The sequence below is a fragment of the Psychromarinibacter halotolerans genome (assembly GCF_029168315.1).
GTDB lineage: Bacteria > Pseudomonadota > Alphaproteobacteria > Rhodobacterales > Rhodobacteraceae > Psychromarinibacter > Psychromarinibacter halotolerans.
On sequence record NZ_JARGYD010000004.1, the window covers coordinates 104,889 to 118,417 of the forward strand.

General features: G+C 65.2%; 14 protein-coding genes. 11 read left to right on the forward strand and 3 right to left on the reverse strand.

Annotated elements, in window-relative coordinates:
• Window positions 1–807, reverse strand: a complete 807-nt coding sequence (locus P1K30_RS11615; protein WP_275632903.1) for a DUF2182 domain-containing protein — start codon at window positions 805–807, stop codon at window positions 1–3.
• Between the two features lie 4 nt (window positions 808–811).
• On the reverse strand, window positions 812–1,450 hold the full coding sequence (locus tag P1K30_RS11620) for a DUF1326 domain-containing protein (RefSeq protein WP_275632904.1): 639 nt from the start codon (window positions 1,448–1,450) through the stop codon (window positions 812–814).
• A gap of 184 nt (window positions 1,451–1,634) precedes the next feature.
• On the opposite strand from P1K30_RS11620, the gene trmB reads away from it, so the two are divergent.
• From trmB to P1K30_RS11670, 10 genes are all read left to right on the forward strand, one after another.
• Entirely contained in the window at window positions 1,635–2,360 is a 726-nt protein-coding gene (trmB, locus tag P1K30_RS11625) for a tRNA (guanine(46)-N(7))-methyltransferase TrmB (protein ID WP_275632905.1), read from the forward strand.
• Window positions 2,361–2,574: 214 nt separating this feature from the next.
• A complete protein-coding gene (gene aroA / locus P1K30_RS11630; RefSeq protein WP_275632906.1) occupies window positions 2,575–3,927 on the forward strand; it encodes a 3-phosphoshikimate 1-carboxyvinyltransferase in 1,353 nt (450 codons plus the stop codon).
• A gap of 4 nt (window positions 3,928–3,931) precedes the next feature.
• Window positions 3,932–4,558, forward strand: a complete 627-nt coding sequence (locus P1K30_RS11635; RefSeq protein WP_275632907.1) for a (d)CMP kinase — start codon at window positions 3,932–3,934, stop codon at window positions 4,556–4,558.
• Window positions 4,558–5,550, forward strand: a complete 993-nt coding sequence (locus tag P1K30_RS11640; protein ID WP_275632908.1) for an aldo/keto reductase — start codon at window positions 4,558–4,560, stop codon at window positions 5,548–5,550. The genes P1K30_RS11635 and P1K30_RS11640 overlap by 1 nt, the downstream gene beginning before the upstream one ends.
• Window positions 5,544–6,032, forward strand: a complete 489-nt coding sequence (locus P1K30_RS11645) for a GNAT family N-acetyltransferase (RefSeq protein WP_275632909.1) — start codon at window positions 5,544–5,546, stop codon at window positions 6,030–6,032. The genes P1K30_RS11640 and P1K30_RS11645 overlap by 7 nt, the downstream gene beginning before the upstream one ends.
• A 221-nt stretch (window positions 6,033–6,253) precedes the next feature.
• On the forward strand, window positions 6,254–7,954 hold the full coding sequence (gene rpsA, locus P1K30_RS11650) for a 30S ribosomal protein S1 (protein WP_275632910.1): 1,701 nt from the start codon (window positions 6,254–6,256) through the stop codon (window positions 7,952–7,954).
• 423 nt (window positions 7,955–8,377) lie between these two features.
• Window positions 8,378–8,662 (forward strand): integration host factor subunit beta, encoded by a 285-nt coding sequence (gene ihfB, locus P1K30_RS11655; RefSeq protein WP_275632911.1) that lies wholly within the window; start codon window positions 8,378–8,380, stop codon window positions 8,660–8,662.
• A gap of 7 nt (window positions 8,663–8,669) precedes the next feature.
• Window positions 8,670–9,029, forward strand: a complete 360-nt coding sequence (locus tag P1K30_RS11660) for a LapA family protein (protein ID WP_275632912.1) — start codon at window positions 8,670–8,672, stop codon at window positions 9,027–9,029.
• A 13-nt stretch (window positions 9,030–9,042) separates the two neighbouring features.
• The gene (locus P1K30_RS11665) at window positions 9,043–9,681 is read left to right on the forward strand and encodes a phosphoribosylanthranilate isomerase (RefSeq protein WP_275632913.1); all 639 of its coding nucleotides are present in this window, start codon (window positions 9,043–9,045) and stop codon (window positions 9,679–9,681) included.
• Window positions 9,678–10,121 carry a GNAT family N-acetyltransferase gene (locus tag P1K30_RS11670; protein WP_275632914.1) on the forward strand — a complete coding sequence of 148 codons (444 nt, stop codon included), beginning with the start codon at window positions 9,678–9,680 and terminating at the stop codon, window positions 10,119–10,121. Before P1K30_RS11665 ends, P1K30_RS11670 begins: the two co-directional genes overlap by 4 nt.
• A 38-nt stretch (window positions 10,122–10,159) precedes the next feature.
• On the opposite strand, the gene P1K30_RS11675 is transcribed toward P1K30_RS11670, so the two are convergent.
• Window positions 10,160–11,803 (reverse strand): tannase/feruloyl esterase family alpha/beta hydrolase, encoded by a 1,644-nt coding sequence (locus P1K30_RS11675; protein WP_275632915.1) that lies wholly within the window; start codon window positions 11,801–11,803, stop codon window positions 10,160–10,162.
• A 175-nt stretch (window positions 11,804–11,978) separates the two neighbouring features.
• Here P1K30_RS11675 and trpB point away from each other — a divergent pair, with 175 nt between their 5' ends.
• Window positions 11,979–13,202, forward strand: a complete 1,224-nt coding sequence (gene trpB / locus P1K30_RS11680) for a tryptophan synthase subunit beta (RefSeq protein ID WP_275632916.1) — start codon at window positions 11,979–11,981, stop codon at window positions 13,200–13,202.
• Window positions 13,203–13,529 lie beyond the last annotated feature (327 nt).

Genomic DNA, 13,529 nt, shown 5'->3' on the forward strand with positions numbered 1-13,529 from the left:
CTAGGTTAGCCCCGTGAGCAGCGACAGTCCCCACGCCACCAACGCCGCGCCCGCGATGCGCGAGATCAGGCGTCCGTGCGGTGTCAGCTTTTCCAGTGCGACCAACGCTGCAAGCCCCACGATCCAGTACAGGTTCATGATGCCGCCGACGAACAGCAGGGCCATCAGCCCCCAGCAGCAGCCAAGGCAGTAGATCCCGTGTTCAAGCCCCATCACCAGCGCGCCCCGCAGGCCGGGGCGATGACGCTCTGACAGGAATTTTGCGGGGGATCGGCACTGTGACAGGCAGCTGTCTTTCAAAGGTGTGAATTGGAACGCCCCCGCCGCGATCAGCACGACAGCGCCCAGCCGCGTGTCGAGCAGCGTCATCATCGAGGCCGAGACGACCCCGGCGTATTCCAGCGCCCACTGACACAGCGCAGCACCTAGGCTGAAGCCCAACCATGCCAGCAAATAGCCGGCAAGGAAGTTTGCACCAAGGTTCCGCGCGCGGTCCGGGGTGGAAGATCGCCGGATCAGCGCAGCGTATAGCAGGATCACTGGCGCGACGGACGGCAGCATCATCGCCACCATCATCACCCACCACATCAGGACGACCAGCACCGTGAAGCCCGCTGACCATGCGCCCGGCGTCCGCAATGATGGCATGTCGATCATGCCTGCCATCCGGGTCATGTCCAGCGCCGACATCGACATGCCGACACCGAAGATCGTGTAAAGGCCCGCCAGCAGGAACAGGACCCCCATCGCGCCGACCAGCAGCGCGCGGTCGCGCCGAAGCGCGACCTCTACCCATCCGCCGCGCATGGCGTCAGGCGGCTTCAAGCACGCCGGTGCCCGAGATGTGAAGTTCCGCCATCTGGGCGTAGGTGCCGTCGATCCCGTCGATCTTGATGTCGGCCGTCACATTGGCGGTGCCGGACCCGATCTCGGCGATGCGGTACTCGAAGCCGTTCGGCAGATCGATCCGGACGCGGTGCGTGTCGCCTGTGACCGGGTTGCGGATCGGCTCGGCACTCAGCGAGAACGCATCACCGACGCGACCTTTGCCAGTCCGTTCTTCGATGTCGACATCCAGCGAAATCGCGGCGCGTTCCGTCGGAAGCCGGTTGGGCGCCATCGCATGGAAGATCCACCACATGGTCGCGAAATCCTCGGTGTCCTCGCCGCTGGCGATCGCTTCAAGCGCGGTCGCCTGTGCGTCGGTCGCGCGGTCGTCGACGAAGATTTGCATCGTGCCATCGCCCTCGTGCACGGCGCCCGGCCACTTGTACAGAATGCCCAGCCGCAAGCCGTCCAGCTTTGTGTCGCCGTGGTGGCCCTTGTCGATCTCGTAAAGAACCGCCGCCTCGCAGTGGCCCTTGTCGGGCAGCGCGTTGAACTGGCATGGGCACGCATACACGCAGTTGCAGGTCACGAGCTCGTGCCCGTGGATTTCCCAGTTGGACATGGTGTTTTCCCCTATTGGTTGGCCGGAATGAAACCGCTGAACTCGTGACGCCACGCAATGAGGTTGACGTAACGTTAACATAATTTAATCACGAAAACGAGAGGGTCGTTCGCGTGGAGCAAACAGTGAAGCCTGACCGTCTGGTGCTTGACCCCGGGGCGGTGGCTGCGCCATAGGCGCGGCCATGAGCGACACGAAGAACGATCAAAAGCATCCGCAAGCGCCTTGGCGCAATTTCTATGGCCGTCGGCATGGCAAAACGCTGCGCCCCAGCCAACAGGAATACCTTGAAGAGGACCTCTCGGACCTCAGCCCCGGCGCTGTCGGCTGGGACGTGAATCCGGACCGTGCGCCGCTGGATCTTCAGGCGCTGTTCGGCGGCCGCGATCTGTGGCTGGAGATCGGCTTTGGCGGCGGCGAGCACATGGTGCATCAGGCCGCGTCCAACCCCGACGTCGGCATCATCGGATGCGAGCCGTTCATCAACGGCGTTGCGATGCTTCTGGGCAAGATGCGCGACGCCGGGGTCGAGAACATCCGCATCCATCCGGGTGATGTCCGCGATCTGTTCGACGTGCTGCCGGAAGCTTCGGTCGCGAAGGCTTTCCTGCTGTATCCTGACCCGTGGCCCAAGAAGAAACACCACCGTCGCCGCTTCGTGACGCCCGAGCATCTGGAACCGTTGGCGCGCGTGTTGAAACCCGGCGCCGAGTTTCGCGTCGCGACCGATATCCCGGACTACGTGCGTCAGACACTGGAACAGGTGCCGCGCCACGGGTTCGAATGGCAGGCCGAGCGCGCCGCCGACTGGCGGACGCCGTGGGACGACTGGTATTCGACCCGCTATGAACAGAAAGCCCTGCGCGAGGGGCGGACGCCGCATTATCTGACCTTCCGCAAGGCGGGGTAGGGGGCGGAGTGACGTCCCGCCCGGCGTTTACGCCGGGCAGCGCCGACCCGCCCCCCTGGGGCGGCGCTATTGCGCCACCCCGCGGGCCGGCGCTGCCCTCGTTTCCGATTTCGCGGCGCGCTCGGCGCCCCCGCGCGACCGCAACAGGTTGATTGCCTGTGGATTGTCCTTCGGGGTTTCGCTATCCGGGGAACGGTTCAACGAGAGGTCCCCGATGTCGTCCCACGGCCCCGCCACCCCTATGACCGCCCGCAAGTCCGGGCCGCTGAAAGGCACCGCCGACGTGCCCGGCGACAAGTCGATCAGCCACCGCTCGCTGATCCTTGGCGCGCTGACGGTGGGCGAGACGAAGATCTCTGGCCTGCTGGAAGGGCAGGACGTGCTGGACACCGCCAAGGCGATGCGCGCCTTCGGGGCCGAGGTAATCGAACATGGCGGCGGCGACTGGACCGTGCACGGCGTCGGTGTCGGCGGCTTCTCGGAGCCCGAGGACGTGATCGACTGCGGCAACTCGGGCACCGGGGTGCGGCTGATCATGGGGACGATGGCGACCACGCCGATCACCGCGACCTTCACCGGCGATGCCAGCCTGCGCAAGCGCCCGATGGGCCGCATCACCGACCCGCTGTCGCTGTTCGGCTGCCAAGCCGTAGGCCGCGAGGGCGGGCGCCTGCCGATGACGCTGGTCGGCGCCGCCGATCCGGTGCCGGTGACCTACACGCTGCCAATGGCCTCGGCGCAGGTGAAGTCCGCCGTTCTGCTGGCGGGGCTGAACGCGCCGGGCCAGACCGTGGTGATCGAAAAGGAACCGACCCGCGACCATACCGAGCGGATGCTGGCCGGCTTCGGGGCCGAGATTACCGTCGAGGACACCGACGAGGGCCGCGTCGTTACCCTGACCGGCCGCCCCGAGTTGAAGCCCCAGACCATCGCCGTGCCGCGCGATCCGTCCTCGGCCGCGTTCCCGGTCTGCGCCGCGCTGATCGTCGAGGGGTCTGACGTGTTGGTGCCGAACATCGGCCTGAACCCGACCCGTGCGGGTTTGTACACCACGCTGAAGGAAATGGGCGCCGATCTGACGTTCGAAAACGAGCGCACCGAGGGCGGCGAACCCGTCGCGGACCTGCGCGCCCGCTTCTCACCGGACATGAAGGGCATCGAGGTTCCGCCGGAACGCGCGCCGTCGATGATCGACGAATATCCGATCCTTTCGGTCGTCGCGTCCTTCGCCTCTGGCAAGACCGTGATGAAGGGCGTGAAGGAACTGCGCGTGAAGGAAAGCGACCGGATCGACGCGATGGCGCGCGGGCTGGAGGCCTGTGGCGTCACCATCGAAGAGGACGAGGACACCCTCATCGTCCACGGCATGGGACCGGGCGGCGTTCCCGGCGGCGCGACCGCCGAGGCGCGGCTGGATCACCGGATCGCGATGTCCTTCCTGTGCTGCGGCATGGCGTCGGAGAAACCCATCGGCGTGGACGACAGCGGCCCGATCGCGACCTCGTTCCCGATCTTCGAGCCGCTGATGGGCACGCTCGGTGCACAGCTGGTGCGGTCCAATCGCTGAGCCCATGACCAACCGCCCGTTCACCGTGGCCATCGACGGCCCCGCCGCCGCCGGCAAGGGCACGATCTCGAAGCAGGTGGCGGATCATTTCGGGTTCGCGCATCTCGACACCGGCCTGCTGTACCGCGCCGTGGGCGCCCGGACGCTGGACGGCGAGGACGCGCTGACCGCCGCCGAGGCGCTGGTGCCTGCCGATCTGGACCGCGAGGGGTTGCGCACGCCGCAGGTGGCCGAGGCCGCAAGCCGCGTGGCGGCGATGCCCGCCGTGCGCAAGGCGCTGGTAGCGTTCCAGAAAGGGTTCGCCCGCCGCCCCGGCGGCGCGGTGCTGGACGGGCGCGACATCGGCACGGTCATCTGCCCGGATGCCGACGCGAAACTGTTCGTCACGGCCTCTGCCGAGGTGCGAGCGGCGCGGCGGCATCTTGAGCTGACCGGCAAGGGGCTGGCGGTGACTTATGACGAGGTTCTGGCCGACCAGCTGGCCCGCGACGCACGGGACACCGGACGGGCTGACGCGCCGTTGACACAGGCGCCGGATGCGATGCTGATCGACACCAGCGACATGACGATTGAACAGGCCGTGGCCCGCGCCATCGCCGAGATCGAAAGCAGGATGAGGGGAGACGGATGATGCAGAAACGCAAACTGGGAACGACCGAGGTTTCGCCGTTGGGGATCGGCGCGATGTCCTTCGGGCCGTTCTATGGACCGACCACGCAGGACGAAAGCTTTGGCGTGCTGGACGCGGCGGTCGAACTGGGCGTCACCCACATCGACACCTCGAACGTCTACGCAGGCGGCAAGTCGGAAGAGACCATCGGCGCGTATCTTGCCGCCAACCCATGGGCGAAGGATCATTTCGTCATCGCCACCAAGGGCGGGATCACCAAGGACGCGGACGGCAACCGCTGTTACCGCAACGATCTGGACCACCTCGAGGCCGAACTGAACGGCAGCCTCAAGCGTCTGGGCGTCGACTGCGTCGAGGTTTATTACGTCCACCGTCGTCAGGCCGACATGCCCATCGAAGACGCGGCAGAGGCGCTGCAGGCGCTGGTGGCCAAGGGCAAGTGCAAGTCCATCGGCTTTTCCGAGATCGCGCCGTCCAGCCTGCGCCGCGCCGCCGCCGCCGCGCCGATCGCGGCGGTGCAGTCCGAGTACTCGCTTTCGACCCGCGCACCCGAACTGGGCTTGCTGCAGGCGACGAAAGAGCTTGGCGCAGCGCTTGTCGCCTTCTCGCCTGTGGGCCGTGGCCTGCTGACCGACACGCCGCCGTCCTTGGAAAAGGTCGAAGGCATCGGATTCCTCAAGGGGAACCCGCGCTTCCAGCCCGATACCCTGCCGCCGAACCTTGAATACACCGACGCGCTGCGCGAGTTCGCAGCCGAGATGGGCGAACCCACCGCCGCAATTGCCATTGCGTGGACGTTGGCGCAGGGGGACAATATCATCCCGATCCCCGGTACCCGCACCGCCGACCACTTCCGCGAACTGGTGCGCGGCACCGAGATCACGCTGGGCGACAGCGAACTAGCCGAGATCGAAAGAATCCTGCCGGTCGGCTGGTGCCACGGCGACCGTTACAATGCCGGGCAGTGGAACGGACCCGAGCGGTATTGCTGACTTCCACGCTGCCAGACCTGCGCCTTGCGCCCGCCGCGCCCGAAGATGGCACGCGGCTGGCCGCGATCCGGGTGGAAGCCATGCGACCCAGCCTAGAGGCGCTGGGCCGGTTCGACCCGGCCCGCGCCCGTGAGCGGTTTCTTGGTGCATTCGATCCGGACGACACGCGCCTGATCCTGGACGGGGACGCGCTTGCGGGGTTCGTCGTGGTCCGGCGACGCGCGGATCACCTGTACCTCGACCACCTCTATCTAAGCCCCGACCGGCAGGGCGAGGGACGGGGCAGTGCCGTTGTCGCCGCGGTCCAGGCCGAGGCGCGCGAGGCCGGTCTGCCCCTGCGGCTGATGGCGCTGCGCGGCAGTCGGGCGAACGCGTTCTACGAAAGCCTCGGCTTCGTGGTGACGGGCAGCGACAGCTGGGACATCCACTTTGAATGGCAGGCGCCAGCGGGTGCCGCCGGGCCGGGGCAGGGCGGCGCCTGACCCTGCGGCAGACGGCAGGCCGCCGGAACGCCCCACCCAGGCCCCCGGGGCTTGTCTTTTCGCGGTCGCTTGGCTATACGCCTCCCGTCGACAAGACGGGATTAACCGCGAGACATCGAGACGAGCAGGGTCGGGACCACCGGCCCTCTTTGTTTTGTGGACCCGTTGACCAATGAAATCCCAAGACCGGCGGAGACAACCGCACGGCCCGCAAAACGCCTATGAAGGAAAATAGACGCCACATGGCTCAGAACGCATCCATGGAGGAATTCGAGGCCCTCCTTAATGAAAGCCTCGAAATCGACACCCCGAACGAAGGTTCGGTTGTCAAAGGCAAGGTCATCGCTATCGAAGCCGGCCAAGCCATCATCGACGTCGGCTACAAGATGGAAGGCCGTGTCGAACTCAAAGAATTCGCGAACCCCGGTGAAGCGCCCGACATCGCTGTCGGTGACGAGGTCGAAGTGTTCCTCGACCGCGTCGAGAACGCGCGTGGCGAAGCGGTCATCAGCCGTGACAAAGCCCGCCGCGAAGAAGCCTGGGATCGTCTCGAAAAGGCCTATGCCGACGATCAGCGCGTCGAAGGCGCGATCTTCGGCCGCGTCAAGGGCGGCTTCACCGTCGACCTCGGCGGCGCCGTGGCGTTCCTGCCCGGTTCGCAGGTCGATGTGCGCCCCGTGCGCGATGCCGGCCCGCTGATGGGTCTCAAGCAGCCGTTCCAGATCCTCAAGATGGACCGTCGCCGTGGCAACATCGTTGTGTCGCGCCGTGCCATCCTTGAAGAGTCCCGCGCCGAGCAGCGCGCCGAAGTCATCGGCAAGCTCAGCGAAGGCGATGCCGTGGACGGCGTGGTCAAGAACATCACCGAGTACGGCGCGTTCGTCGATCTTGGCGGTGTGGACGGCCTGCTGCACGTCACCGACATGGCCTGGCGCCGCGTCAACCACCCGTCGGAGATCCTGTCTATCGGCGAGACCGTCAAGGTCCAGGTCATCAAGATCAACAAGGAAACTCACCGTATCAGCCTCGGCATGAAGCAGCTGCAGGACGATCCGTGGGATTCCGTCGAAGCCAAGTTCCCGATCGAGTCGGTTCACACCGGCCGCGTCACGAACATCACCGACTATGGTGCGTTCGTGGAACTGGAACCCGGCGTCGAGGGTCTGGTGCACGTTTCGGAAATGTCGTGGACCAAGAAGAACGTCCACCCGGGCAAAATCGTTTCGACCTCTCAGGAAGTCGAAGTCATGGTTCTGGAAATCGACACCGCGAAGCGCCGCGTTTCGCTGGGTCTCAAGCAGACCATGCGCAACCCGTGGGAAGTCTTCGAGGAATCCCATCCGATGGGCACCGAGGTCGAAGGCGAGGTCAAGAACATCACCGAATTCGGTCTGTTCATCGGTCTCGACAACGACATCGACGGCATGGTTCACCTGTCCGACCTGTCGTGGGACCAGCGTGGCGAAGAAGCCATCCAGAACTACCGCAAGGGCGACATGGTGAAAGCCGTCGTCACCGAGGTGGACACCGACAAAGAGCGTATCTCGCTCTCGATCAAGGCTCTGGAAGGCGACCCGTTCGCGGAAGCCATGGACGGCGTCAAGCGCGGTTCGATCATCACCGTGGAAGTCACGGCGATCGAAGATGGCGGCATCGAAGTGGAATACGACGGCCTCAAGTCGTTCATCCGCCGCTCCGACCTGTCGCGTGACCGTGCCGAGCAGCGCCCCGAGCGGTTCCAGGTTGGCGACAAGGTCGACGTCCGCGTCACCAACGTCGACGCCAAGACCCGCCGTCTGGGCCTGTCGATCAAGGCACGCGAGATCGCCGAAGAGAAAGAGGCCGTTCAGCAGTACGGTTCCTCCGACTCGGGTGCGTCGCTGGGCGACATCCTCGGCGCTGCTCTGAAGGGCGACGAGTAAGAGATTTCCCGGCCTCTGCCGGTGAAGCGAACCCCGCGCCGAAAGGCGCGGGGTTTTTTCGTTCCCGGTCGGACAAAATCGCCCGGGCAACGCCTCGGCGCCTTTTTTACTTGTTAATGAACATGCTCCGACTCCGACCTGCCGACTGGGGCAGAGGCGGCGAAATACGTCCGACAGATTCGCCCGCTTTGCGAATCAGCAGTGCCCTCTGCTTGCTCGGAACGCCCGGAATTCAGCGAAATCATTGGGTTTTTCCCGCTGCGCCGCCGCATCGACGCGCGATTCCATGCCGAAATCACCTTTTCTGGCGCGAAACCCGTGGCGCTGTTGTTTTGTGCCTTCTAGATTGGGCCTATAGTCCTACGATAACTAGAGCCGTGAAAACGCGGCCGTTTTTCTGAAAGCGATGGGGGAATGCTGCCAATGATCCGCTCGGAATTGATCCAGAAGATCGCTGACGAAAATCCGCACCTGTTCCAGCGCGATGTCGAACGGATCGTAAACACGATCTTCGAAGAAGTGATCGAAGCGATGGCGCGTGGCGACCGCGTCGAATTGCGCGGCTTCGGGGCCTTTTCCGTAAAGAAGCGGGATGCCAGACTGGGACGGAACCCGCGCACCGGCGAATCCGTTGAGGTGGACGAGAAACATGTCCCCTTCTTCAAGACCGGCAAGCTGCTGCGCGACCGGCTGAACGGAAACGCCTGAGACTTATATGCGCTATATTCGCTACCTGATCCTGGCCGTCATCGCGGTCTGCCTGATTACCGTTGCCCTTGCCAACCGCGAGATGGTGACGCTGAACGTCCTGCCCGAGCAGACCAGTCTGCTGCTGGGCTTCAACTCTTCGGTGACGCTGCCGCTGTTCCTTGTCATCCTTGGCGGGGTCGTGATCGGCCTTCTGCTGGGCTTCGTCTGGGAATGGCTGCGCGAGCACAAGCACCGCGCCGAAGCCGCCCACCAGCGCCGCGAGAAGGAAAAGCTTGCGCGCGAGGTGACTCGGATCAAGCACGAGAAGCCGGGGACGTCGGACGACGTGCTGGCTTTGCTTGAGGACGACCGCAAGGCAAGCTAGACCCGCGGCTGCCATGACCTCGACACGCATCAAGTTCTGCGGCCTGTCCCGGCCCGAAGACGTCGCCGCCGCCGCCAAGGCGGGCGCGGCCTATGTCGGGTTCGTCTTCTTCCCGAAATCGCCCCGGAACGTGTCCATCGAAACGGCCGCTGAGTTGGCGGCCGAGGTGCCCGTGGGCATCTGCAAGGTCGCCCTGACGGTGAACGCCGACAACGAACTGCTGGACCGGATCACCGACACCGTGCCGCTGGACATGCTTCAGTTGCACGGCAAGGAAACCCCGGAACGGGTGGCCGAGGTGAAGGCGCGGTACGGGCTTCCGGTGATGAAAGCGGTCGGGATCGCCACGGAAGACGACCTTCCGACGCTAGAGACCTACGTCTCTGTCGCCGACCAGATCCTGCTCGACGCCAAGCCGTCTCCGGACGACGACCGGCCCGGCGGCAACGGGGTGGCCTTCGACTGGACATTGATCGCCAATCGGCGCTGGCCAGTTCCGTGGATGCTGGCCGGTGGGCTGACCCCGGATAACGTCGCCGAGGCGGTTCGCCTGACCGGCGCGCGGCAAGTCGACCTGTCGTCCGGCATCGAAAGCGCCCCCGGCGTCAAAGACCCCGCGAAGATCGCGGCCTTGGCGAAGGCGCTGGCATGATCTGGCGCGAGGCCCGGCGCGAGGATGTGCCGGCCGTCGTGGCGCTTTTGGCGAATGATTTTCTGGGGCAGGGGCGAGAGCAGTCCGATATGGACGGCTACTTTTCGGCGTTCGACGCGATGGCGGACGAGGGTGCGAACCATCTGATCGTCGGGGAAGAGGACGGCGTTGTCGTCGCCACCTACCAGATCACGTTCATTTCAGGCCTGTCGATCAGCGCGGCCCGCCGCGCGCAGGTCGAAGGCGTGCGGGTGTCCGACACCATGCGGGGCCGCGGGCTGGGCCGGGCGATGTTCGACGATGCCGAAGCACGGGCCCGCGCCGCCGGCTGCCGTCTGATGCAGTTGACGATGAACGCGCAGCGGACCGAATCCCGCAAGTTCTACGAGGCGCTGGGATATGACCCCAGCCACGTCGGTTTCAAGAAAACGCTGGTCTAAGCGCGCCGCCCCCGCCGAACGGGGGCGGGAGAAATGGCCTATTCGCAGCTGAAGCTGGCGGCGGACATCGGGTCGTTCCCCGTGAACTGCGCGTGCCGGGGCCACGGGCACAGCGGGCGCGTGGCGCCAAGGTTGCCGGTGTCGGCCTCTTCGTTGCCTTGCCGGATCGTCGCGGTCAGCGGGCCGGGGGCTGCGCCGTCCTCGACCCATGCGATCAGGGCGCCCAGCATGTCCACCTCGTCCGGGGCATTGCCGCCTTGGCCATGCGGCATGCCCGGGATCGCGTAAAGCCGAACGAAGTCGCTGGCCGCCGCGTTGTTTTCCATCAGGCGGGCGTACCAGGTCGCAGTGTCCTTGAACGAGAACACGGGATCGGACACGCCGTGGAACACGATCAGCTTGCTGCCTGCCGCTTCCATGCCGTCCAGCGTCGGATCGGCAGCCGAGGGCGGCGTCATGACCTCCATCGGGCTTTCGGGGAACGCGTCGGACGTGGCCCAGATCCCGTCAGCGTCGGTGTCGAAATCGAAGGCCATCAGATAGGCTTCAAGCGACTCCGGGTCTCCCGCGACTTGCGTGGGCGGGGTGGTGAAGATCTGTGCCAGCGAACCCGACCCCATGATCGCGATCAGGGGTTTCTTGCCCCACGGCGGGATCGGGCTTTCCAGCTTCCAGAAGCGCCAGTTCGCGGTGGCGATGCCGGTGTCCCAGACCCAGTCGCTATACAGCGCCGTGCCGGAACTGTCGGTCGGACCGGCGTGAATTCGTTGCAGCGCGGCGACCTTGTCCTCGGACAAGCAGGCGCTGTTCTGGCCCGCACTGCACGCCATCGTGGCGGGGTCGAACGCATCCTGACAGCCTTCGACGTCGAAGATCATGCCATCCTCAAGCCCGTCGAGCCCATCGCAGGCTTCGGCCACGCGGGTGGCGACGGCGGCCAGTTCGTCGGCCGAGAAGGCGGTGGCAAGGCTGTTGCCCACGCTGCGGAAAGACTGCACATCCCACGCGTGCTGAAGCGCAGCCTTCGGCAGGTTGAAGCCGGGGTAACCTGCCAGCAGGCCGTCGAAGGCATCCGGCATCCGTTCCGCGGCGACCATCGCGTGCCGTCCGCCGTTGGACCGGCCAAAGCCGTAAACGTAGTCCGGCGCATGGCCATAGTAGGTTTCAACCAGTTCAAGCGCGACGGGGTGCAGCTTGGCGACGGCCCCATAGCCATAGTCGCGCCGCGCCTCGAAATCGAAGCCGAACATGTTCGACCCGGCCAGCCCGGCTTCGGGGTTCGCCTCGCCGTCGTGACCGGCATCGGACGACACCACGGCCATGCCCCGCGCCAATGCGGGATTGCCCATCGCGACGCCGGTGCCCTCGCCAAGGGCGGGGACGACTGCGCCGTCATTGCCGCCGTTGAACTGATGCATGAACCGCCCCTGCCAGTCGTCCGGCATCCGCAGTTCAAAGCGGATGGCATAGGGTTTGCCATCCATCCCGGTGCGTTCGTCCATCACGCCGCGCAGCAGGCAGTGGGCGACGTTAATCTCTTCCGACGCTTCGGTCTGCACCGCCTCGGTGATCGTGACTCCTTCCGGTGCGGCGTCCGTCATCGCCGCGCAGTCGGCGGCCCATGCAGCAGGCGCAAGCGCAAACAGCGCCGTGCCCGCGCACAGCAGGGTTTTGGTGTTCATGGTCGTCCTCCCGGGGTCCTCTTCCCGCGATCAGAGTGCCTCCAACTGGCCGCGCAGGTCAATTACCATCGCAAGCAACCGAAGGTGTCCGATCGGGCCGTCCGACGGCGCACGCGGCTTTACCGCGTGGGGCTTTCGGATTAAACGCGGAGAAACCAGTTCAAGGGGGCGCACCATGGCCGAAGATCTTCCCAACTCGTATAAAACCGGCCCTGACGAGAACGGCCGCTTCGGCCTTTACGGCGGGCGGTTCGTGTCGGAAACGCTGATGCCGCTGATCCTCGATCTCGAGGCGGAATACGAACGTGCGAAGACCGACCAAAGCTTCTGGGACGAGATGGACTTCCTGTGGAAGCACTATGTCGGTCGCCCCTCGCCGCTGTACCATGCCGAACGCCTGTCCGAGCGGCTGGGCGGCGCCAAGGTCTATTTCAAACGCGACGAGCTGAACCACACCGGCGCGCACAAGATCAACAACGTGCTGGGCCAGATCATCCTTGCCCGCCGCATGGGCAAGACCCGCATCATCGCCGAAACCGGCGCGGGTCAGCACGGTGTGGCCACGGCGACGGTTTGCGCCAAGTTCGGCCTGAAATGCGTGGTCTACATGGGCGCCCACGATGTTGAACGGCAAAAACCCAACGTGTTCCGCATGAAGCTGCTGGGCGCCGAGGTGGTGCCGGTGACGTCTGGTCGCGGCACCCTGAAGGACGCGATGAACGATGCGCTGCGCGACTGGGTGACCAACGTGCGCGACACGTTCTACTGCATCGGCACGGTGGCGGGCCCGCACCCGTACCCGGCGATGGTCCGCGATTTCCAGTCGATCATCGGCAAGGAAACCAAGGAACAGATGATGGAGGCCGAGGGCCGTCTGCCCGACACGATCATCGCCGCCATCGGCGGCGGTTCCAACGCGATGGGCCTGTTCTTCCCGTTCCTCGATGACAAGGACGTCCGTATCATCGGCGTCGAGGCCGGCGGTAAGGGCGTGAACGAAAAGATGGAGCATTGCGCCTCGCTGACGGGCGGGCGCCCCGGCGTGCTGCACGGCAACCGGACCTACCTGCTGCAGGACGACGATGGGCAGATCCTTGAAGGCTTCTCGATCTCGGCGGGGCTCGATTATCCCGGCATCGGGCCGGAACATTCGTGGCTGCACGACACCGGCCGGGCCGAGTACGTGTCGATCACCGACAAGGAAGCGCTGGAGGCGTTCCAGCTGTCCTGTGAGACCGAGGGCATCATCCCCGCGCTGGAACCCAGCCACGCGCTGGCCCATGTCATGAAGATTGCGCCGGACCTTCCCGCCGATCACATCATCTGCATGAACATGTGCGGTCGGGGCGACAAGGACATCTTCGCCGTCGCCCAGCACCTTGGGCAGGATCTGGGCTGACATCACCCTTTACCGCCAACTGCGCACGGTTCCGGCCGCATCGGGGCCGTGCAATCGGTCGGACCTGCCTGCGATGACGCGGGCGCGGTCCGCATCCATCCGGCGCGCGACTGCGGTTCGGGCCGAACAGGGCACCGCGCCTATCCTGCGGAAACCTCTTGTTTTATTGGCCCTTAAACCTGGGTTTATGCGGTCTGGCCGAAGGTTTATGGCGCATCTCCGGCGGGGCTGGCATGTGGGGGGCATATCGTGTGTGCCACCACTCATCCCGCTGCCTCTGGCAGTTCCCGGCATAACAGCTCGCGGTGCGGATCCGACCAATCATGC

Excerpts from the sequence above, each read along its gene's own strand:
- P1K30_RS11615 (WP_275632903.1), bottom strand. The coding sequence starts at position 807 with ATGCGCGGCGGATGGGTAGAGGTCGCGCTTCGGCGCGACCGCGCGCTG.
- P1K30_RS11620 (WP_275632904.1), bottom strand. The coding sequence starts at position 1,450 with ATGTCCAACTGGGAAATCCACGGGCACGAGCTCGTGACCTGCAACTGC.
- trmB (WP_275632905.1), top strand. The coding sequence starts at position 1,635 with ATGAGCGACACGAAGAACGATCAAAAGCATCCGCAAGCGCCTTGGCGC.
- aroA (WP_275632906.1), top strand. The coding sequence starts at position 2,575 with ATGTCGTCCCACGGCCCCGCCACCCCTATGACCGCCCGCAAGTCCGGG.
- P1K30_RS11635 (WP_275632907.1), top strand. The coding sequence starts at position 3,932 with ATGACCAACCGCCCGTTCACCGTGGCCATCGACGGCCCCGCCGCCGCC.
- P1K30_RS11640 (WP_275632908.1), top strand. The coding sequence starts at position 4,558 with ATGCAGAAACGCAAACTGGGAACGACCGAGGTTTCGCCGTTGGGGATC.
- rpsA (WP_275632910.1), top strand. The coding sequence starts at position 6,254 with ATGAAGGAAAATAGACGCCACATGGCTCAGAACGCATCCATGGAGGAA.
- ihfB (WP_275632911.1), top strand. The coding sequence starts at position 8,378 with ATGATCCGCTCGGAATTGATCCAGAAGATCGCTGACGAAAATCCGCAC.
- P1K30_RS11660 (WP_275632912.1), top strand. The coding sequence starts at position 8,670 with ATGCGCTATATTCGCTACCTGATCCTGGCCGTCATCGCGGTCTGCCTG.
- P1K30_RS11665 (WP_275632913.1), top strand. The coding sequence starts at position 9,043 with ATGACCTCGACACGCATCAAGTTCTGCGGCCTGTCCCGGCCCGAAGAC.
- P1K30_RS11670 (WP_275632914.1), top strand. The coding sequence starts at position 9,678 with ATGATCTGGCGCGAGGCCCGGCGCGAGGATGTGCCGGCCGTCGTGGCG.
- P1K30_RS11675 (WP_275632915.1), bottom strand. The coding sequence starts at position 11,803 with ATGAACACCAAAACCCTGCTGTGCGCGGGCACGGCGCTGTTTGCGCTT.
- trpB (WP_275632916.1), top strand. The coding sequence starts at position 11,979 with ATGGCCGAAGATCTTCCCAACTCGTATAAAACCGGCCCTGACGAGAAC.